This window comes from Streptomyces sp. NPDC034043, assembly GCF_055575675.1.
In genome coordinates this window covers 101,080-119,643 of the sequence record NZ_JBVISF010000011.1, presented here as the reverse complement: position 1 = coordinate 119,643, position 18,564 = coordinate 101,080, and the positions used below count along the sequence as shown (strand labels likewise).

The following is an 18,564-nucleotide window of genomic DNA, read 5'->3' as shown; positions in this document are numbered from 1 at the left end:
TTCGCCTACGATTTGCCGTGTCCCGGTCATTCCCGCGAGCTCAGGGCTTCGTACGGGTATGGCCGGGCGCGTACCCGCCGTATGTCCGCAGTGCACCCTCCCGCCTGAACCCCGTTGATTCCAAGTTGGTATGCAATGGGTCAAGTGAGGTGACCGGGACCTCGCGTGAGCCCTAGTCTGCGCCAGTACATATGGCTGTTCGGATAGTTCCAGCCATCAAACCGGGCGAAAGCCCTGGGGGGCCCATGCGTAGATCCAGAGGGCTGACTGCTGCCCTCGCACTGTCACTGGCCGGCGCCGGCACGGGACTCGGCCTGGTGCTGATGCCCGAGGCGTCGGCCATCACGCCGCCGGTGGCGTTCACCGCCGACGAACTGCCCACCTGGCAGCCGAACGGCGTCGTCTTCGCCATGGAGCAGGCGAACGGCACCGTCTTCGCCGGCGGCACCTTCTCGGCCGTCCGCCCGCCCGACGGCGCCGGCGGCGCCGAGCAGGAAGCGGTCAACTTCGTCGCCCTGGACGCCGGAACGGGCAGCCCCACCTCCTGCAAGCTGGCCTTCACCGTGAGCGACGGCAGCGCGACCGTCCGGGCGCTGGCCGTCTCCAAGGACAAGAAGACCCTGTACGCCGGCGGTTACTTCGGCGCCGTCAACGGCACCCCCGTCTCCAGCCTCGCCGCGATCGACATCGAGAGCTGCACTCCCAAGGCCTCGTTCCACCCGGGCGTGCCCGCCACCGTGCGCGCGCTCGACGTCACCGACGACACCCTCTACGTGGCCGGCGACTTCGGCACCGTCGACGGCCAGACCCGCGAGCGGTTCGCCGCGGTCGACGCGGCCTCCGGTGCCCTCAAGCCCTTCACCGCCAACGCGGACGAGCCCGGCCGGGCCGTCAAGGTCAGCAACGACGGCAAGCACGTCCTGCTCGGCGGCGACTTCTTCGCCGTCAACGGCGCCAACACCCACGCGCTCGCGGTCGTCGACGCCACCACGGGCGCGGTCACCAAGACGTACGCCAACATTCCGTCCAACTCGGTCGTCAAGCACATATCCGCCGACGCGACGGGCTACTACACGGGCAACGAGGGCTCCGGCGGCGGCGTCTTCGACGGCCGCCTCGGCCTGAACCTCGACTTCGGCGAGAAGTGGCGCGACCGCTGCCTCGGCGCGACCCAGTACGTGCTGCCGCATGACGGAGTCCTCTACAGCTCCTCGCACGCGCACGACTGCTCCACGGAGCTCGAATTCCCCGACGGCAAGCGCCACTTCTTCCTCGCCCAGCCCACCGACCACACCGGCGCCTCCCCCGCGCCCGTGGACGGCTTCGTACGCGGCCCGCGCAAGCTCGGCTGGCACCCCACCGCCAACGACGGCGTCGGTGAGGGCATCGGCCCGCGCGTCATGTCCGTCGCCGAGAAGAGCGGCGTCAAGTACCTGTGGGCGGGCGGCGAGTTCACCCTCATCAACGGCCGCCCCCAGCAGGCCCTGACCCGCTTCGCCAGCACCGGCGACATCGGCGCGCCGACCACCCCCGTCGCCAGCGCCGCCAGCGTCAAGCCCGGCGAGGCCCAGGTCCGCTGGCGCACCAGCTACGACCAGGACGACAGCAAGCTCACGTACCGGATCTACCGCAACGGCTCGGCCACCCCGGTCCACACCATGACCGCCGACTCCCTGGAGTTCGAACGCCCGCAGGCCTCCTGGACCGACACCACCGTCAAGGCCGGCCAGTCCTACACCTACCGGGTGACCGCCACCGACGCCGCCGGAAACACCAGCGCCCTGTCGGCGAACGCCTCCGTGACCGTCCCGGTCTCCGTCCAGGCCTACCCGGACAAGGTCCGCGCGGACGGCGCCCAGCTGTACTGGCGCTACGACGACACGGTCAGCCCGTACGTCGCCGACTCCTCCGACGGCGGCAACACCAGCGGCATCCAGGTCAACGCCCCGGCGCTGCGCCAGAGCCCCGGCGCGGTCAGCGGCACCAGCACCGCCATGGGCTTCAACGGCACCAGCCAGCAGGTCCACAGCGACCACCGGCAGTTCGTCGGCAGCGCCTTCACCATCGAGACCTGGTTCAAGACGAACACCACGCGCGGCGGCAAGCTGATCGGCTTCGGCAACAACACGGTCAACACCAGCGGCTCCTTCGACAAGCAGCTGTACATGACCAACACCGGCCGCCTCGTCTTCGGCGTCTACAACGGCTCGGCCCGCACCATCTCCACCGGCCTGTTCGAGACGTACAACGACAACAAGTGGCACCACGTCGTCGGCACCCAGGGCCCCGGCGGCATGACCCTGTACGTGGACGGCCAGAACAAGGGCACCCACAGCGCCACCACCTCTTCCGCGTACGCCGGCTACTGGCACGTGGGCGGCGACAACCTCAGCGGCTGGCCGAGCCGCCCGACGAGCAACTTCTTCGCCGGGCAGATCGACGAGACCGCCGTCTACCCGTCGGCGCTCACCCAGGCCCAGGTCAAGTCCCACTTCGACCTGGCCAAGGCCCCTACGGACACGGTCGCCAAGGTCGTCGTCTCCGAGGACACCTACATCAACCAGGGCGCCCCGGGCACCGCCTACGGCACCTCGTCCTCCCTCGCGGTGCGCGGCACCTCGGCGTACGAGACGTACCTGCGCTTCACCCTCCCGGCCGCCCCGGCCGGACAGGTCCTGAAGGCCGCCTCCCTCCAGTTCAAGACCTCCACGCAGACCGGCGCCGGCACCGCCGACACCGTCTCCGTAGTCCCCGTCACCGGCACCTGGAGCGGCGACGGCACGACGTTCAACACCAAGCCCACCCTCGGCACCACCCCGCTCGGCAGCATCGCGGGCGTGCCGGACGGCTCGGCCGTACAGAACGTCGAACTGGACACCGCCGCTGTCTCCGCGGTACTGGGCGGCAGCTACAGCCTCGGCCTGACCGGCACGGGCACCGACCCGCTGTGGATCTGGTCCTCGGAGTCCACCGCCGCGGACGCCGCCCCGCAGCTGGTCCTCACCTTCGGCCAGAAGTAACCGCCTGACGGCGTACGGGGCCCGGCCGCCAAGCGCCGGGCCCCGTACGCCTACCCACCCAGTACGCACGGGAGCCACCTGATGTACCGACGCTCCGCGGCGGCCGCCGTCCTGCTCGCCGCCGCCCTCACGCTGACCGGCTGCAGTTCCGCGGACGACGGCCGGGCCGGCGCCGCCCGGACCGCCGATCCGAAGCCGCCGGCCCCGTCCTCCGTCCCCGACCCGGCGGACGCAACCACCGGTCCCACCGCGGCGGCCCCGCCGGACGCGAAGCCGACGGGCCCGGTCCTGCCGGACGCGAAGCTCACCCCCAAGACGGGCAGCTTCAAGGAGAACGAGAAGAAGTACCTGAGCGGACGCGTCCCCGAGAAGACGGACCCGGCGGCCGTCCTCCAGATCGGCCAGGAGACCTGCCAGCGGGTGGCGCGCACCGCCAAGCGGGACAAGGAAGCCGCGGCCGCGGCCGTCATCTCCGGCGAGGTCACCGGCGCCAGGGACGCGATCACCCTGCTCTGCCCCGAGCAGAAGCCGGTCCTGGAGACCGCGGAGAAGGGCTTCGGCGACGGCCCCCGCACCGCCCCCGCCCCCGGCACCTACCGGGCCATGACCCAGAGCACCACGTGCACCTGGGAGGTCAAGGGCAAGGACGGCTCCGTCCTCGCCTCGGGCCCGGAGGCCCCGCCCAAGCCGGGCGACAGGATCACGGCCGCCGTCCCCGCCGGCGCGGACCGCTTCACCTCGACGGGCTGCTACGCCTGGCTCCCGGCGTAACCACAGCCGCGACCCAACTGCCCCGCGCCGGTGGGCGTTTCGCCGCCCGTCTTGCGGGTAACCGCGCCGTCACACGACACACGGAGGCGAATCCTATGCGGGGCATCGGCGGTTGCATCGCCCTGATCGTGGTGGGGGCGGTCCTCACCTTCGCGAGTGACTGGGAGCTGGAGAGCGTCAACCTCGACCTCGTCGGCCTGATCATGATGGCGGCCGGCTGCGTCGGCCTCGGCGTCTACGCGAGCGTCCTCAAGCGCCGCCGTGCCACGGCCGCCTTCCCGGTGGTGGAGGAACACCACCACCGGGGCGAGCTCTGATTTTCCACGCGCCGGACGGGGGCACGGCTCCCACCGTATCGACCGGGGCGGGCCTCTGTCCTCAGCGGCGGACGGCCCCCTCGTACACCCCGAGCAGGGTGTCCAGTACGGCGTCCATCGAGAAGGAGGCCGCGGCCAGTTCGCGGGCGGCCGCGGAGGCGCTCGCGTTCGTGGCGGGGGTCAGGAGGTCGAGGACCGCCCGCGCCACGTTCGGCGGGCCGGGCTCGACGGCACGGCCCGCGCCCGCCGCCGCGATGTCGCGGGCCAGGCCGTTGGAGTGGGTGACCACCGTGGGCACGCCCACCGCGAGGGCCTCCAGGACCGACATGGGGAACGGTTCGTCCACCGAGGGCAGTACGTAGACGTGGGCGCGGCGCAGCTCCGTGAGGACCTCGGCGGTGGACAGGGCCCCGGGGACCGTGAACCGGTCGTCCAGGCCCAGGGCCGCGATCCGGGCCCGGACCGCCGCCAGCTCGCCCTCGTCCGGGCCGGCCACGACGAACTCCGCGTCGGGGTGCACGGCGAGCACCGCCGGGGCCGCGTCCACGAAGTCCACCGGGCGCTTGCGGGACTGGAGCCGCGCCGAGTACAGGATGCGCGGCGGACCGGCCGGCGGCGGCCGCTCCTCCTGTGCCGGGGTGCCGTTGACCAGCCGGACGGCCCGCGCCAGCGGCGAGCCGGCCACCGCGTCGAGCCCCTCCCGCTCGTGCGGGGTCAGGTACAGCACCGCGTCCGCGCCGCGCAGCAGGCGGCGCACCGCCACCGCGTCGAGGACCTTGGCCAGGACCTTGCCGCTCGGGTCCACCATTCCGTGGGTCTGGAGCACCAGCGGTTTGCGGGCCCGCAGCGCGGCCAGCGCCACGGGCAGGGTGACCAGGTCCCGGGCCAGGTGGACGTGGACGGCGTCGGCGTCGCGCACCAGGCGGCCCGCCGAGGCCAGCAGGGCCGGCGAGGTCATCCCGCTGAAGCCGAGGGGCAGCAGCCGGCGGGCCGGGAACAGCTTCGCCGGGACCCCCTCCACCGCGGTCGGCCAGGGGTCGAAGCCCTCCCCGAGCGCGAGGAGCCGTGCCTCGTGCCCGCGCGCCCGGAGCCCCGCGGCCAGGTTCAGCGCGACCCGTACGGGACCGCCGAAGGCGTGCGAGGGGGAGTGCAGGGTGACGGCGTGCAGGACTCTCACTTCGGCTCCTCCACCGGGCGGCGGCGCCCGTCCTGGGTCTGCAGGGTCAGGGCGGGCAGGTCCCGGTGCACGACCGCGCCCGCGCCCGCCACCGCGCAGCGGCCCACGGTCACGCCCGCCAGCACGGTGGCCCGTACGGCCACCCACGCGCCGTCCTCGACGGTGATCGGGGCGTTGCGGTAGCGGAAGTCGGCGGCCCGGTGGTCGTGCGAGCCGGTGCACAGCATCGACTCCTGCGAGAGGCACACGTGCGAACCGATGGTCACCGGCTCCAGGTTGAGCAGCCAGACGCCCTCGCCGATCCACGTGTGGTCACCGACCTCCAGCTTCCACGGCCACAGCACGCGCACCCGGTGCCGGATCAGCACACCCTCGCCGATCTTCGCCCCGAAGGCCCGCAACAGCGCCACGCGCAGCCGGGCGGGACAGAACCAGGCCATGAAGAGGGTGTTCATCACGGCGAACCACAGGGCCTGCGTCAGCAGTCCCCGCCCCTTGTCGTATCCGGCCAGCGTGAAAGCAGGAAGATCGCGCAACAGTCGCCCCTCGTCGTCCGCCCCGGGCGCGCCTCCCCGGGCGCCGAACGCTCAGACTAAACTGCGCGCTGATCACTTACAGGGGTGGGGGCAACAGTGGCCACGGACATGCGCGAACCCGCCGTGAAGCCGGTCCCGCCGTTCTTCGAGGACGAGTCCCAGTGGGGGAAGGTCACCACCCCGCGGACCCTGCTCTCGCGGGCGCTGTCCGTGCCGCTGGCCCTCGGATTCACCGTCTTCCTCCCGCTCTTCGTCGCCGTCCAGCCCGGTGACGGCCAGCGCGACGCCGCCTTCTGGCTCCAGCTCCTGCTCACCATGTACGCGGGCGCCCGGCTGTCCGCCATGGTCCTGACCAGCCGTCGGAAACTGCTCCAGGGCTCCTTCTGGCTCTTCGTCTACATGGCCATGGGCGTGGCCCCGCTCGCCCAGGCCGTCCTCGGCCGGGTCCCCACCCCCGTCGTGGGCCCCCGCTCCGACCTCACCCTCGCCATCGGGCTGGTCCTGCTCGGCTGTACGGCCTTCGACGTCGGCGTGCTGCTCGCACGCCACCGGCCCGCGGGCCGCGCGGGCGGCGTCCCGGGCGAACCCCGGCCGCTCATGGCGCACCGGCGGCGGCTCCAGCTGCTGACCGTCCTCGCCTTCCTGGGCAGCGTGGCCTTCATCCTCAAACTCGGCGGCCCCGCCGTCTTCTTCTCCAGCCGCCAGGAGATCATCGCCGGGATCGAGGAGGCGGGCGTCTCCAACGGCGACGGCCAGGCAGGCCAGGCCCTGCTGCGCGGCTTCGGCACCGTGCCCGCGCTGCTCGCGCTGCTCCTGTACACGCGCTGGCTGATCACCTCCAAGTTCGCCCGGCGCAAGGTGTCGGTCATCGTCACCTGGTCGGCGCTGGCGGTGCTCAACCTGATCGTCAACAACCCGGTCTCCAACCCGCGCTACTGGTTCCTGACCGTCCTGTTCGCGCTGCTGTTCACCGTCTTCCCGGTGAGCGCCGCCATGTACCGGGTGGCGCTGTCGATGGCCGTCGTGGTCGCCCTGCTCGTCTTCCCCTTCGCGGACCGCTTCCGCTACGACGAGAAGAACTACAAGCCCGTCGAGACGACCTCGTTCCTGGAGCCGATGGCGCTCAAGGACTACGACCAGATCGGCATGTTCGCGAACACCATCACCTTCTCCGAGTCCGGCCCCGGCCACTTCTACGGGCGCCAGCTCGCCGGATCCGTCCTCTTCGCGGTGCCCCGCTCGGTGTGGCCGGGCAAGCCGCGCGACACGGGCGTCATGGTCGGCCAGTGGATGGGCACGGTCAACACCAACCTCTCCTCGCCGATCTGGGCCGAGCTGTGGCTCGACTTCGGCCCGCTGGGCATGGGCGCCGGGCTGCTGGGCATCGGATACGCCTCCGCGCGCGTGGACCGCCGCTACGCGAAGCGGGCCACGCGCCGCTCCGCACCGGGCAGCCTGATCTCCGTGGTGGTCCCGCTGGTCGCCGGGTACTCCTTCATCCTGCTGCGCGGTCCGCTGCTCCAGGCCTCCGGCCGGGTCGCCATCGCCGCGATGTGCCTCGCGCTCGTGGCCACGTACCGCCAGGACAAGGCCACCACCCTGCGCTGACGCGGCACGGGGCCCTGGCCGCATGGCGCCAGGCAGCTTCGGGCCACCCCCATGACCTGGAACACCCCCGGCCGGCGGGACATGATCCTCTCAACGCCCCGAGAGGGGCCGGGGGAACGGGGCGGCGCCGCCGAGCGCTCCCCGCAGCCGCACACACCGCACCGCGGGGCGTCCGCGCAGCCGGACACGCGGCTCATTCGCGTCCGAAACATGGGGGATTGTCATGCCTGCTCACACCGTCCGCCCCTTGGGTGGGGCCACCACCTTCACCCGTCGTGCGCTGACCTCCGTCACCGGTCTCGCCCTGGCCGCCTCCGGCCTGGTCGCCTTCGCCGCCTCCCCCTCCTACGCCGCGGGGCCCGCCTACCAGATGCCCTTCAGCTGCAACCAGGCCTGGCTGGGGAAGACGTACAGCGGCCACAGCCCCTCCCTGCAGTCGATCGACTGGACGCACGGCAGCACCACCGCCAACCAGCCCGTGCTCGCCAGCGCCGACGGCGTCGTCAGCACCGCCACGACCCTGACCAACCCGGACGGCTCGTACCGCAGTTACGGCAAGTACGTGGTCATCGACCACGGCAACGGCTCCAGGACCCTCTACGCCCACCTCAACGACTACGACGTCAGCGCGGGAACCCGCGTCGTACGCGGCCAGAAGATCGGCATCGTGGGCAGCACCGGCAACTCCTCGGGTGCCCACCTGCACTACGAGCAGCAGTACAACGGCTCGGTCAAGCAGTCGGTCTTCGACGGCGTGCCCTTCCAGATGGGTACGACGCTGACCAGCCGCAACTGCGGCGACACGACCACCCCGCCGGCGCCGGCGGGTCAGTGGCGGGCGCAGGTCGCTGTGGAGTCCGGCGGCGGGCTCTACCACGCGGTGCGGAACGCGGACCGGACCTGGACCGGCTTCGGCAACGTCGAAAGCGTGACCGGCGCGGTCCCGGGCGGGGTGCGGACCACCGCCGAGGCGGGCATCAACGGCGACACCCATGTCCTGGCCGTGACCGGCGAGGGCAAGCTGTACCACTCCATCCGCTTCGCCGACCGCTCCTGGGCGGACTTCGGGGACGTGCACGGACAGGCCGGTGCGCTGGCCAACGTGACGCAGGTGGCGGCGGTTTCGTCGGGTACGGAGCTTCAGGTCGTGGTGGTGGCGGACGGGAAGGTGTATCACACGGTCCGTCGGGCGAACGGGACGTGGGCGCCGTTCGGCACGGTCGGCAACCCGGGCGGTGCGCCGGTGTCGAAGGTGGCCGTCGCCCAGGTGGGGACGGACACGCAGGTCGTGGTGGTCTCGGACGGTTCCCTCTTCCACACGGTCCGGCACGCCGACGGCACCTGGCCGGGCTGGGGCAACGCCTCCACCCAGACGGGTGTGACCGGTGTCGAGGACGTCGCGGTGGCGGGTACGGGTGGTGACCTCCAGCTGGTGGTGACCACCGAGGGCGGGGCGAAGCGTTACCACGGGGCGCGTTACGCCAGTGGTCAGTGGGATCTGAACGACCTCTCCGCCGTCGTCCCGGCCGGTGTCACCGTCACCGACGTCGCGGCGGCCGCGGTGAACAGCGAGCTCCAGGCGGCCTTCGTCACCACCGACGGACGCGTCCTGCACACCATCCGCGCCCTGAACGGGACCTGGTCACCCGCCGCCCCGGTCGACCTGACCGGCGTCCCCGGCACCCGGACCGGCGTCTCGATCACCGGCACCTACAACTGACCCGGACACACCGCGGGCCCGGGACGACCACCGTCCAGGGCCCGCTCCCGTGCGCTCAGGCGGCGGCCGCGACCTCCGCCGGCACCTTCAGGCGGCCCACCCGCAGCCAACCGGCGGCGGCCTTCGCGGCGGAGCCCAGGGCCAGGCCCCAGGCGGCGCCCGCGACCCCCCACACGGCGTACCCGCCCAGCAGCAGGCCCACCGACAGCAGCGAGTACACCACCTGGAGCGAGAGGGTGGCCTTCGGACGGAGCACGCGCAGGGTCAGCAGCGCGCAGGTGCCGAGGCCCATGACCGCGTACTGCGCGCCCGTGGCGGGCAGCAGGGCCGAGGCGGAGGCCCAGGTGTCGCCCAGCAGCTCCCGCCCCAGCCGCTCCGGCAGGGCGTACAGCACCGCCGCCCATCCCGCGCCCAGCACCGCGAGGATCCCTCCCGTCAGCGCGGTCAGCCGGACCACGCCCCGCTTGCCGGACGCCCGCCCGACCACCGGCGGCCCGAAGGCGTTCGCCGAGTTGAACAGGACGTTCAGCGGGCCGAAGAGGGTACTGGCGCCGCGCAGCGCACCGACGGCGAGCGGTGTCGCGAACACGCCGAGCCCGAGCACCGCCAGCTGGCTGGAGCCGTTGCCCACCGCGAACTCGACGACGAAGCGCCGCCCGAGGTGCCCGCGCCGCAGATAGGGCCACAGGTCCGCGCGCACCCCGCGCACGAACGGCCGCAGCAGCCACAGGCCCAGCCCCAGCGCGGGCAGCGCGGACAGTCCCCACACCAGCACCAGCCGGCCAGCCGAAGTCCCGTACGGCTGCAGGGCCAGCGCCCCGGCCACGCACGCCAGCCGCAGCGCGTCCGCGGCCAGCGCCCGCTCGGGCACCCGCAGGGCGGAGAAGCAGTAGCGCAGCCCGTCCTGGACGAGCACCGCCGGCAGGACGAGTCCCAGCGCGAGGAACGCCCACCCGGCGTCCCCGGGCACCGCGAGGCCCACCGCGGCCGGCACCAGCCCGGCGGCGGCCGACGCGGCGGCCGTGAACAGCACGGAGGAGCGGCACACCGTCGCCAGCCGCTCGCCCTTCTCCAGCACCACGGTCTGGCCGACGTACGCCATGTTCAGCCCGAGGAGCACGCTGAAGGCCACGTACACCATCGAGAAGGCGGCGAAGCCCGAAGCGGACGACAGCCGGGCCGCCAGGACCAGGACCAGGATGTTCGTGGCGCTGGCGGCGGCCTGGTCCAGGACCGAGGAGACCGCGGCGAGACCCCGCCGGCTCACCTGCGGCCCGTGCGGACGGTGCGCAGCGCCACCGTGTCGCTGCCGTCGCCCGGGACGGCCTCCCCGGCTCCGGCGCCCTCCCCGGCCGACGGCTCCGGCCGCGCCCCGCCGCCGGACGCGCCGCCGGCGGCCCCGGCCCCGGCGGCGCGGCCCGCGCCGCGCTTGTCGGAGTGCGGCGGCGCGTGCAGCACGGCGCCCAGCACCGTCCCGCCGGCGCCGCTGATCAGCTCGCGGATCCGGGCCAGGTCGGTGCGGTGCACGGCGCGCGGGTCGCAGACCACCAGGACGCCGTCGACCCGGTCGACCAGGGCGAGCGCGTCGGCGTACGAGAGGACGGGCGGCGCGAGCACCACGACGGTGGAGTTGGGGGAGTCGGCCTCGGCGATCAGCCGGGTGGTGCGCGGGGAGGTCAGCGCACGGGCCACGTTGCGCACCCGGTCGCCCGGGATCAGGTCGAAGTCGCCCGATTCCCCGGCGTCCACGACGAGCTGGCGTCCGTCGGGCCACTCGGGGGCGCCCGTGCCCGCGCCGCCCGGCGGCTGGCTCCAGCGCGGCCGCCCGGCCGCGTCCGTCGGGAGCTGGCTGGCCAGCACCGGGGTGCGCAGGTCGGCCTCGATGAGCAGGACGTCCTTGCCGGTCTCGGCGAAGGAGGCGGCCAGGTTCACGGCCACGGCGGCGGCCGTCTCGCTGCTGCCGCGCGGGGCGACCACCAGCAGCCGGCGCCGGTCCGCGAAACGCGAGTCGTAGGCCAGCCGGAAGGCCACCGAGCGGTACTCCTCGGCGAGCCGCGGATCGGCCTCCCCGGCCGCGAGGAGCGGGCCGCCGCCGGTCCGGTCCCGGGGCAGGTAGCCCAGTACGGGCGCGCGCAGGGACCGGGCCACGTCGCCCTCCGAGCGCGGCGCCGGGTCGAAGACCAGCCGGACCCATGCGGCGAGCAGTCCGAGCGCCAGGCCCACGGCCGCGCCCAGCGCGAGCGACATGGGGAGGCCCGGCCCGTCCGGAGCGGCGGGCGGGGTCGCGGCGCTGGTGACCCGGCCCGGGGTCATGTCCAGGGCCTGCAGCTTGGCGATGTTGCCGTTGAGGGTGTTGACCTTGTTCTGGAGGTCCGTCCGCGAGGAGAGGGCCGCGTCGCGGGCGTTGCCCGCCGGCATGTTGTTGATCTGCCGGGCCACCTCGTCGAGCTGCTTGGCGATGGGGTCGCGCTGGGCCTCGTACCCCTTGACCATCTTGTCGCGGGTGACGTCGAGGGCCTCCTGCCGCTTGAGCAGGTAGGCGGCGGCCATGCCGTTGGCGCGCTTGGCGGCTTCCTTGGGGGAGGCCGCGGTGTAGGTGAACCGGAGCACCATCGTCTGCGGCGGGTTGGTCACCTGGAGGCCGCCGCGCAGGGCCCGGAAGCCCTTGTCGGGCACGCCGAGCGTCTTCGCGGCCTGTTCGGCCGTGGAGCTGGAGAGCGCCACCTGGCGCTCGGAGCCGATGTTGATGGCCTTGTCGGGGGCCATGCTCGGGTTGAACGGGTCGTCGGTGGGCGCGCGCAGCACCACGTCCGCGACGGACACGTAGGTGTCCGACGTGGACACGCCGAGGTAGACGCCGCCCAGCAGGCCGGCCGCCACGCCCGCGCCGAGGAGCCGGCGGTAGCGCAGCAGCTGCTTGAACTGGTCGCGCAGGAGGTCGGGTTCGTCCTCTGCCGGGGCCGTCGCCGGGCGGTTCGTCTCGGTCACGGACGCGGTCCCCCAAGTGCTTCGTCGATGAGTGCGTCGATGCGGGCCAGGCCCGCCTCACGGCTCAGGTGGGCCGCCACGTGCGCCGGACCGGCCGCGCCCAGGGCCTCCGCGGCCTCGGGGTCCTCGGCCAGGGACCGGACGGCCTTCAGCAGGGCCTCCGGGTCCTCCGGCGGTACGAGCACGCCGGCGCCCGACCGCTCCACCTCCTGCGCGGTTCCGCCCTGCGCCGCGACGGAGGCGACGACGGGCCGGCCGGCCTGGAAGTAGGAGGTGAGCTTGGACGGGACGCTCATGTCCAGCACGCCGGCGTGCTGCGTGACCGCGAGGACGTCCGCCGCGGCGAGGACGTCCGGGAACTCGCCGTCCGCGGCCGGGGGGATGATCTCCAGGTTCGGCACGCCGGCGGCGAGGCTCGCGAGGGCCGCGCGCTGGCTGCCGTCGCCCATGAGGACGAAGCGGACGTCCGGATCCAGCCGGGCGGCGCCGACGAGGACTTCGAGGCCCTGCTTGAGGCCCATGTTCCCGGAGTGCAGGACGACGGTCTGGCCGGGCGCCCAGCCCAGGTGGTGGCGCGTCTCCCCGCGCGGCCTGGTGGGCCTCGGCACGTGGGACCAGTTGGGGACGAGCCGGATCCGCCCCGGGTCCACGCCCATCGCCACGACCCGGTCCACGAAGGTCTCGTGGATGACGCCGACCAGGGTGGCCCGCTTGAGGGCGTACGCCTCCGCGCGCCCGGCGATCGCGGCCGCCTTGTCGCCGCCGCTGATGCCGCTCTGCGCGGCCGCGGCGCCCATCAGGTCCTGGACGACGGGGACGAACGGCACCTTCCAGCGGGCCGCGAGCCGTGCGGCCGTCACCCCGCCGGCGAGGCTCGGCATCTGCGCCATGACCGCGTCCGGCTTCGGCATCCGGGGCGGGGCCACCGCACCGTGCAGCAGAATCGATCCTTCGAAGAGGGCCCGCCGGAGGGCGGTCTGACGGGGCGGCACCGTGTGCGCACGCCGGTGCACGGTGACCCCCGCGCGCCGTTCCGTGCGCCGCAGCGCCCCCTTGTACTCCGGCTCGACCGACCAGGCCGGATAGTGCGGCATGCCCGCCAGGACGTGCGTGTCGTGGCCGGTACTCGCCCAGTGCTCCGCGATCTGGGTGGCGTACGGCCCTATGCCCGCATGCTCGGGGGCGTAGTTGGTGGAAACCAGCAGCAGCCGCCGGTGACCGGATGTGGACACTGAACGTCCCCTTCTCCCCTGGATGATGCGCACGTCACCCTATTCGTTCACCGACGGGCTATGGAACGTGCACGCTATTGTCTGCTGAATCGCCGCACCGGGGGGTGCGGCCGCTGGGGGGTAACCGATGACGGAGCGCGAATTGACCGATCCTGTGCCGTCCACGCGCAGGCCGTACCGGGTGGGATACGCGCCCGGTGCCTACGACCTCTTCCACATAGGCCACCTCAACATCCTCAGGCACGCCCGCAGCCGGTGCGACTACCTGGTGGCCGGCGTGGTATCGGACGAGATGGCCGAACTGGCCAAGGGGCGGCGTCCGATGATCCCGCTCGTCGAGCGGCTGGAGATCGTCCGCAGCGTCAAGTACGTGGACGCGGCCTTCGTGGAGACGGTCCCCGACAAGGTGGAGACCTGGAGGCAGGTCCGCTTCGACGTCATCTTCAAGGGCGACGACTGGCGGGGCACCCCCAAGGGGACGAAGCTGGAACGGGACTTCGCCGCCCACGGGGTCGACGTCGTCTACTTCCCCTACACCGTGCACACCTCCAGCACCCAGCTGCGCCGGGCCCTGGACGCCCTCGCCCAGCCGGCGGGCCCGCCGCTGGAGCAGCTCACCGCCGAACGGCGCTGAGCTCGCGGAACCACTTCGCCAGGAACGCCAGCAGGAACAGGGCGGCGACCGCGCCCAGGCCCGCGTACGCCCAGCGGAACAGGGTCCCGCCGCCCAGCAGCAGGAACACCAGGCAGAACACCCCGTAGTCCACGGGCAGCAGCGCCACCGCGCGCAGGGTCGACGGCGCGGCGGCCGGGCTGCCCGGGGCGGGCTTCGGCTTGAGCTTCTCGGTCAGCAGCCCGCCGAAGAAGGTGACGACCGCGGCGAACTGGAAGCCCAGCGGCACCAGCAGCCAGCCGTCCGAGCCCGTCCCGTAGGCCTCGGGGAACCGGTGGAAGGCGATGAGCACGCAGGCGTGCAGCGCGGTCAGCTTGGCGGCGTCCACGACGTGGTCGAGCCACTCGCCCGCCGCGCTCCCGCCGCCGCGCAGCCGGGCCAGCTGGCCGTCGGCCGAGTCGAAGGCGAAGCCGACCGCGAGCGCCGCCCAGACGGCTATGCCCAGCCCCCACGAGGGCGCGGCCAGGGCGACCGCCGCCACGGCCGCGAAGCTGAACGCCGCGCTGACGAGGCTCACCTGGTTGGGGGTCAGGCCCAGCGCGTAGGACCCGGCGGCCAGGTAGCGGCCGGCGGGCCGGTTGACGAACCGCGAGTAGAGCGATACCCCCTTGGCCGACTTCTGCGCCCCGCGCAGTTCCCGGAGCGCGGTCCCGACTCTCCCCATGCGTGCCCCTGTTCGTGTGGTCATGTGTTCGTGTGTTCACGGGAAGGGCACATCATCGCAGGGGGAGCGAAAGGTTCCGCTCCGGATCGGCCAACTCGCCCCTGGAGCGGGCGCGCCGGCCCCCGCCCGCAGGGCCCGCGCGCCACCGCACGGCCGGCTCCCGCCCCCGGGTCAGCTCACCACCCGCAGCAGCAGCACCGACCGCGCCGGAACCGTCAGCGGCTCCCCGCCCCGGTGCCGGGTCCCCGGCGGAGCCGCCTGCGCCTCCCGCGAGGTGTCCAGCACCAGCTCGTACGCCGTCGCCCACGGCGCGCCCGGCAGCACCCACTCCACCGGCCGGTCCCCGGCGTGCAGCAGCGCCAGGAAGCTGTCGTCCGTCACCTGCCGGCCCCGCTCGTCCCGCCCCGGGATGTCCCGCCCCGACAGGTACAGGCCCAGCGCCGCGGCCGGCGCGTACCAGTCCCGCTCCGTCATCTCCGCCCCCGCCGGGGTGAACCAGGCCAGGTCCCGCAGCCCGTCCGCACCCTGCGCCCGGCCGGAGAAGAACGCCCGCCGGCGCAGCACCGGATGGGCCTGGCGCAGCGCGATCAGCCGCCGGGTCAGCGCGAACAGCCCGCTCCACTGCGGGTCGGACAGCAGCGACCAGTCCACCCACCCCGTCTCGTTGTCCTGGCAGTACGCGTTGTTGTTGCCGCCCTGCGTGCGCCCGAACTCGTCGCCCGCCACCAGCATCGGCACGCCCGTCGACAGCAGCAGCGTCGTCAGCAGGTTGCGCAGCTGCCGCCGCCGCAGCGCCCCGACCCGCGGATCCCCGCTCTCGCCCTCGGCCCCGCAGTTCCAGGACCGGTTGTCGTTGGTGCCGTCACGGTTCGCCTCCCCGTTCGCCTCGTTGTGCTTGCGCTCGTACGAGACCAGGTCGCGCAGGGTGAACCCGTCGTGCGCGGTCACGAAGTTCACCGAGGCGTACGGCCGTCGGCCGCCCCACGCGTACAGGTCGCTCGACCCCGACAGCCGGTACCCCAGGTCCCGTACGTCGGGCAGCGCGCCCCGCCAGAAGTCCCGTACGGCGTCCCGGTAGCGGTCGTTCCACTCCGTCCACAGCGGCGGGAACGCGCCCACCTGGTAGCCGCCCGAGCCCACGTCCCACGGCTCCGCGATCAGCTTGACCCGCCGCAGCACTGGGTCCTGGGCGATCACCGCGAGGAACGGCGACAGCATGTCCACGTCGTGCATCGAGCGGGCCAGCGCCGCCGCCAGGTCGAAGCGGAAGCCGTCCACCCCCATCTCGGTCACCCAGTACCGCAGGGAGTCGGTGATCAGCCGCAGCACGTGCGGGCGCCCGGCGTGCAGGGTGTTCCCGCAGCCCGTGTAGTCGGCGTAGCGGCGCTGGTCGGACTGGAGCCGGTAGTAGCCCCGGTTGTCGATCCCGCGCAGCGACAGGGTCGGACCCAGTTCCCCGGCCTCCGCCGTGTGGTTGTAGACCACGTCGAGGATGACCTCGATGCCCGCCGCGTGCAGGGCCTTCACCATCCGTTTGAACTCGCCGACCTGCTGCCCCGCCGTCCCGCTGGCGGAGTACCCGGCGTGCGGGGCGAAGTACCCCACCGAGTTGTAGCCCCAGTAGTTGCGCAGCCCCCGCCGCAGCAGGTGGTCCTCGTGCGCGAACTGGTGCACCGGGAGCAGCTCCACCGCCGTCACGCCCAGCGTCTTCAGGTGCTCCACCGCCGCCGGATGGGCGAGCCCCGCGTACGTACCGCGCAGTTCCTCGGGAACACCCGGATGGCGCATCGTGAACCCGCGCACGTGCAGCTCGTAGATCACCGAATCGGCCCATGGGGTCTTCGGCCGGACGTCGTCCGACCAGTCGTCGTCATCGTGGACTACCACCCCCTTCGGGACGTACGGGGCCGAGTCCCTGTCGTCCCGGACCGTGTCCGCGATGTACTGCTGCGGCCAGTCCCGCACGTGCCCGTACACCTCCGGCGGCAGCGAGAAGTCGCCGTCCACCGCCCGCGCGTACGGGTCCAGGAGCAGCTTCGCCGGGTTGTACCGGGCACCCGTCCAGGGGTCCCAGCGCCCGTGCACCCGGAACCCGTACCGCTGCCCCGGCCGCACGCCCGGGACGAAGCCGTGCCAGATCTCGTGCGTCAGCTCGGTCAGGGCGCAGCGGGTCTCCGCCCCCAGCGCGTCGAACAGGCACAGCTCCACCGCCTCCGCGCCCTGCGCCCAGAGCGCGAAGTTGGTGCCCTCCACCCCGGCCGGACCCGCGTGGTAGCGGGCCCCCAGCGGGTGCGAGGAACCGGGCCACACCGGTGGCGGCGGGTGCGCGGCCGCCCGTAACACCTTGGCCTGGACCCGCTCCCGTACGGCGTCCATGCCCGCGACGGCCCTGCTGGCATCGCTGGCGGCGGTATCCACCGCCTCTTGCTCGGCTGCGCTCGACAATGCCCGCCTCCACGGCTCCTGGGTACCGGCGGGGGAGTGCGGCCCGGCGCCCCGGCCGGGCCCGCCCCCGTCTGGTCCTTCCCACTGTTCTGCCCGGACTGTTCTGCCCGGAACGTGCCCGGCCCTCACGTTTCCCCGGGAGGGCCCCGGTCGTTGGACGGGGCGTGACTCTTCTGACGAGGCGGGCAGGGGCGGGCTTGGCCGCCGTGGCGGCGTGGGCGGCCCTGCTGGGCGGGCTCACCGGCTGCACGGGGGACGGCGGGTCCCCCGTGGAGATCCAGCTGCCCGGCAAACCCCGCTCCCCGGACGAGGCCATCCGGATCACCCCCGAGGACAACGCCAAGGGCGTACCGGCCGACGGCCCGCTCCGGGTGCACGTCCCCGAGGGCCGCCTCGAACGGGTCAGGGTCACCAAGGTCGAGGACGCCCAGGAGGAAGAGGTCCCCGGGGAGATCGCCGCCGACGGCCTCAGCTGGAGCCCCGACCCCGACGCCGGCCGGCTCGCGCTCGCCGCCAAGTACACCGTCGACGCGGTCGCCCTCGACGGGCACAACCGCCGCCAGGCCCGGCACACGACCTTCACCACCTACGTCCCCGAGGAGCGGTTCATCGGCTACTTCAAGCCCGAGAACCGCTCCACCGTCGGCACCGGCATGATCGTCTCCTTCAACTTCAGCCGGCCGGTCAAGCAGCGCGCCGACGTGGAACGGGCCATCACCGTCACCTCCCGGCCGCCCGTGGAGGTCGTCGGCCACTGGTTCGGCGGCGAGCGCCTCGACTTCCGGCCCAAGGAGTACTGGAAGCCCGGCACCGAGGTCACCGTCAGGATGAAGCTGCGCGACATCGAGGGCGCGCCCGGCTCGTACGGCATCCAGGACAAGACCATCCGCTTCACCGTCGGCCGCTCCCAGGTCTCCACCGTCGACGCGGAGGCGCACACCATGGAGGTCCGCCGGGAGGGGCGGTTGCTGTCCACCATCCCCATCAGCGCCGGAGCACCCGGCAACCCCACCTACAACGGCAAGATGGTGGTGATGGAGATGTTCGACGTGACCCGGATGAACGGCGCCACCGTCGGCTTCACCGGCGAGGACGGCAAGGGCGAGTACGACATCCCGGACGTCCCGCACGCCATGCGGCTCACCGCCTCCGGCACCTTCCTGCACGGCAACTACTGGGCCAGCCCCGACACCTTCGGCACCACCAACACCAGCCACGGCTGCGTGGGCCTGCGCGACGACAAGGGAGGCGGCTCGGACACCCCGGCGGGCTGGTTCTTCGACCGGACGCTGGTCGGCGACGTGGTGGAGGTCGTGAACTCGCAGGACAAGACCGTCGCCCCCAACAACGGACTGGGCGGCTGGAACATGTCCTGGGCCGACTGGGTGGCGGGCTCCGCCATCGGCTGACGCG

Annotated in this window: 14 protein-coding genes; 7 read left to right on the top strand and 7 right to left on the bottom strand. The window is 73.1% G+C overall.

Annotated elements, in window-relative coordinates:
* The first annotated feature begins 245 nt into the window (after positions 1-245).
* The 3 genes from ACZ51S_RS25010 to ACZ51S_RS25000 all read left to right on the top strand — a co-directional run bounded on the left by ACZ51S_RS25010 (position 246) and on the right by ACZ51S_RS25000 (position 4,108).
* Entirely contained in the window at positions 246-3,020 is a 2,775-nt protein-coding gene (locus ACZ51S_RS25010) for a CBM96 family carbohydrate-binding protein (RefSeq protein ID WP_468475816.1), read from the top strand.
* Positions 3,021-3,101: 81 nt separating this feature from the next.
* Positions 3,102-3,791: a hypothetical protein gene (locus ACZ51S_RS25005; protein ID WP_468475817.1), complete on the top strand. Its 690-nt coding sequence runs from the start codon at positions 3,102-3,104 to the stop codon at positions 3,789-3,791.
* Positions 3,792-3,886: 95 nt separating this feature from the next.
* Positions 3,887-4,108, top strand: a complete 222-nt coding sequence (locus ACZ51S_RS25000; protein WP_388939833.1) for a hypothetical protein — start codon at positions 3,887-3,889, stop codon at positions 4,106-4,108.
* A 61-nt stretch (positions 4,109-4,169) separates the two neighbouring features.
* Here the strand turns inward: ACZ51S_RS25000 and ACZ51S_RS24995 are convergent, their stop codons facing one another.
* Both ACZ51S_RS24995 and ACZ51S_RS24990 read right to left on the bottom strand, forming a co-directional pair.
* Positions 4,170-5,285, bottom strand: a complete 1,116-nt coding sequence (locus ACZ51S_RS24995) for a glycosyltransferase (protein ID WP_468475818.1) — start codon at positions 5,283-5,285, stop codon at positions 4,170-4,172.
* Positions 5,282-5,821: a WcaF family extracellular polysaccharide biosynthesis acetyltransferase gene (locus ACZ51S_RS24990; protein WP_468475819.1), complete on the bottom strand. Its 540-nt coding sequence runs from the start codon at positions 5,819-5,821 to the stop codon at positions 5,282-5,284. The genes ACZ51S_RS24995 and ACZ51S_RS24990 overlap by 4 nt, the downstream gene beginning before the upstream one ends.
* Before the next feature lie 108 nt (positions 5,822-5,929).
* On the opposite strand from ACZ51S_RS24990, the gene ACZ51S_RS24985 reads away from it, so the two are divergent.
* Positions 5,930-7,429, top strand: a complete 1,500-nt coding sequence (locus ACZ51S_RS24985; RefSeq protein WP_468475820.1) for a hypothetical protein — start codon at positions 5,930-5,932, stop codon at positions 7,427-7,429.
* 223 nt (positions 7,430-7,652) lie between these two features.
* Positions 7,653-9,149: a peptidoglycan DD-metalloendopeptidase family protein gene (locus tag ACZ51S_RS24980; RefSeq protein WP_468962019.1), complete on the top strand. Its 1,497-nt coding sequence runs from the start codon at positions 7,653-7,655 to the stop codon at positions 9,147-9,149.
* 55 nt (positions 9,150-9,204) lie between these two features.
* Here the strand turns inward: ACZ51S_RS24980 and ACZ51S_RS24975 are convergent, their stop codons facing one another.
* Genes ACZ51S_RS24975 through ACZ51S_RS24965 form a run of 3 tightly spaced genes read right to left on the bottom strand, consistent with a single transcriptional unit; the run spans position 9,205 to position 13,339 of the window.
* A complete protein-coding gene (locus ACZ51S_RS24975; RefSeq protein ID WP_468475822.1) occupies positions 9,205-10,416 on the bottom strand; it encodes an MATE family efflux transporter in 1,212 nt (403 codons plus the stop codon).
* Entirely contained in the window at positions 10,413-12,137 is a 1,725-nt protein-coding gene (locus tag ACZ51S_RS24970) for a lipopolysaccharide biosynthesis protein (protein ID WP_468475823.1), read from the bottom strand. Before ACZ51S_RS24970 ends, ACZ51S_RS24975 begins: the two co-directional genes overlap by 4 nt.
* Positions 12,134-13,339, bottom strand: coding sequence for a glycosyltransferase (locus tag ACZ51S_RS24965; RefSeq protein WP_468475892.1), 1,206 nt, complete (start codon positions 13,337-13,339; stop codon positions 12,134-12,136). Before ACZ51S_RS24965 ends, ACZ51S_RS24970 begins: the two co-directional genes overlap by 4 nt.
* A 172-nt stretch (positions 13,340-13,511) precedes the next feature.
* On the opposite strand from ACZ51S_RS24965, the gene ACZ51S_RS24960 reads away from it, so the two are divergent.
* Positions 13,512-14,003: an FAD synthase family protein gene (locus ACZ51S_RS24960; protein ID WP_468887677.1), complete on the top strand. Its 492-nt coding sequence runs from the start codon at positions 13,512-13,514 to the stop codon at positions 14,001-14,003.
* Here ACZ51S_RS24960 and ACZ51S_RS24955 read toward each other — a convergent pair.
* Positions 13,984-14,706: a CDP-alcohol phosphatidyltransferase family protein gene (locus ACZ51S_RS24955; protein ID WP_468475824.1), complete on the bottom strand. Its 723-nt coding sequence runs from the start codon at positions 14,704-14,706 to the stop codon at positions 13,984-13,986. The genes ACZ51S_RS24960 and ACZ51S_RS24955 overlap by 20 nt on opposite strands.
* Positions 14,707-14,877: 171 nt before the next feature.
* Complete coding sequence (gene glgX, locus ACZ51S_RS24950; RefSeq protein WP_468801116.1) at positions 14,878-17,082, bottom strand: glycogen debranching protein GlgX; 2,205 nt, start codon at positions 17,080-17,082, stop codon at positions 14,878-14,880.
* A gap of 242 nt (positions 17,083-17,324) precedes the next feature.
* Between glgX and ACZ51S_RS24945 the strand changes: the two genes are divergently transcribed.
* On the top strand, positions 17,325-18,560 hold the full coding sequence (locus ACZ51S_RS24945; RefSeq protein WP_468801114.1) for a L,D-transpeptidase: 1,236 nt from the start codon (positions 17,325-17,327) through the stop codon (positions 18,558-18,560).
* The last annotated feature ends 4 nt before the right edge of the window (positions 18,561-18,564 follow it).

Coding starts and splice junctions, on each gene's coding strand:
- ACZ51S_RS25010 (WP_468475816.1), top strand. CDS start 246: ATGCGTAGATCCAGAGGGCTGACTGCTGCCCTCGCACTGTCACTGGCC.
- ACZ51S_RS25005 (WP_468475817.1), top strand. CDS start 3,102: ATGTACCGACGCTCCGCGGCGGCCGCCGTCCTGCTCGCCGCCGCCCTC.
- ACZ51S_RS25000 (WP_388939833.1), top strand. CDS start 3,887: ATGCGGGGCATCGGCGGTTGCATCGCCCTGATCGTGGTGGGGGCGGTC.
- ACZ51S_RS24985 (WP_468475820.1), top strand. CDS start 5,930: ATGCGCGAACCCGCCGTGAAGCCGGTCCCGCCGTTCTTCGAGGACGAG.
- ACZ51S_RS24980 (WP_468962019.1), top strand. CDS start 7,653: ATGCCTGCTCACACCGTCCGCCCCTTGGGTGGGGCCACCACCTTCACC.
- ACZ51S_RS24955 (WP_468475824.1), bottom strand. CDS start 14,706: ATGGGGAGAGTCGGGACCGCGCTCCGGGAACTGCGCGGGGCGCAGAAG.
- glgX (WP_468801116.1), bottom strand. CDS start 17,082: ATGGACGCCGTACGGGAGCGGGTCCAGGCCAAGGTGTTACGGGCGGCC.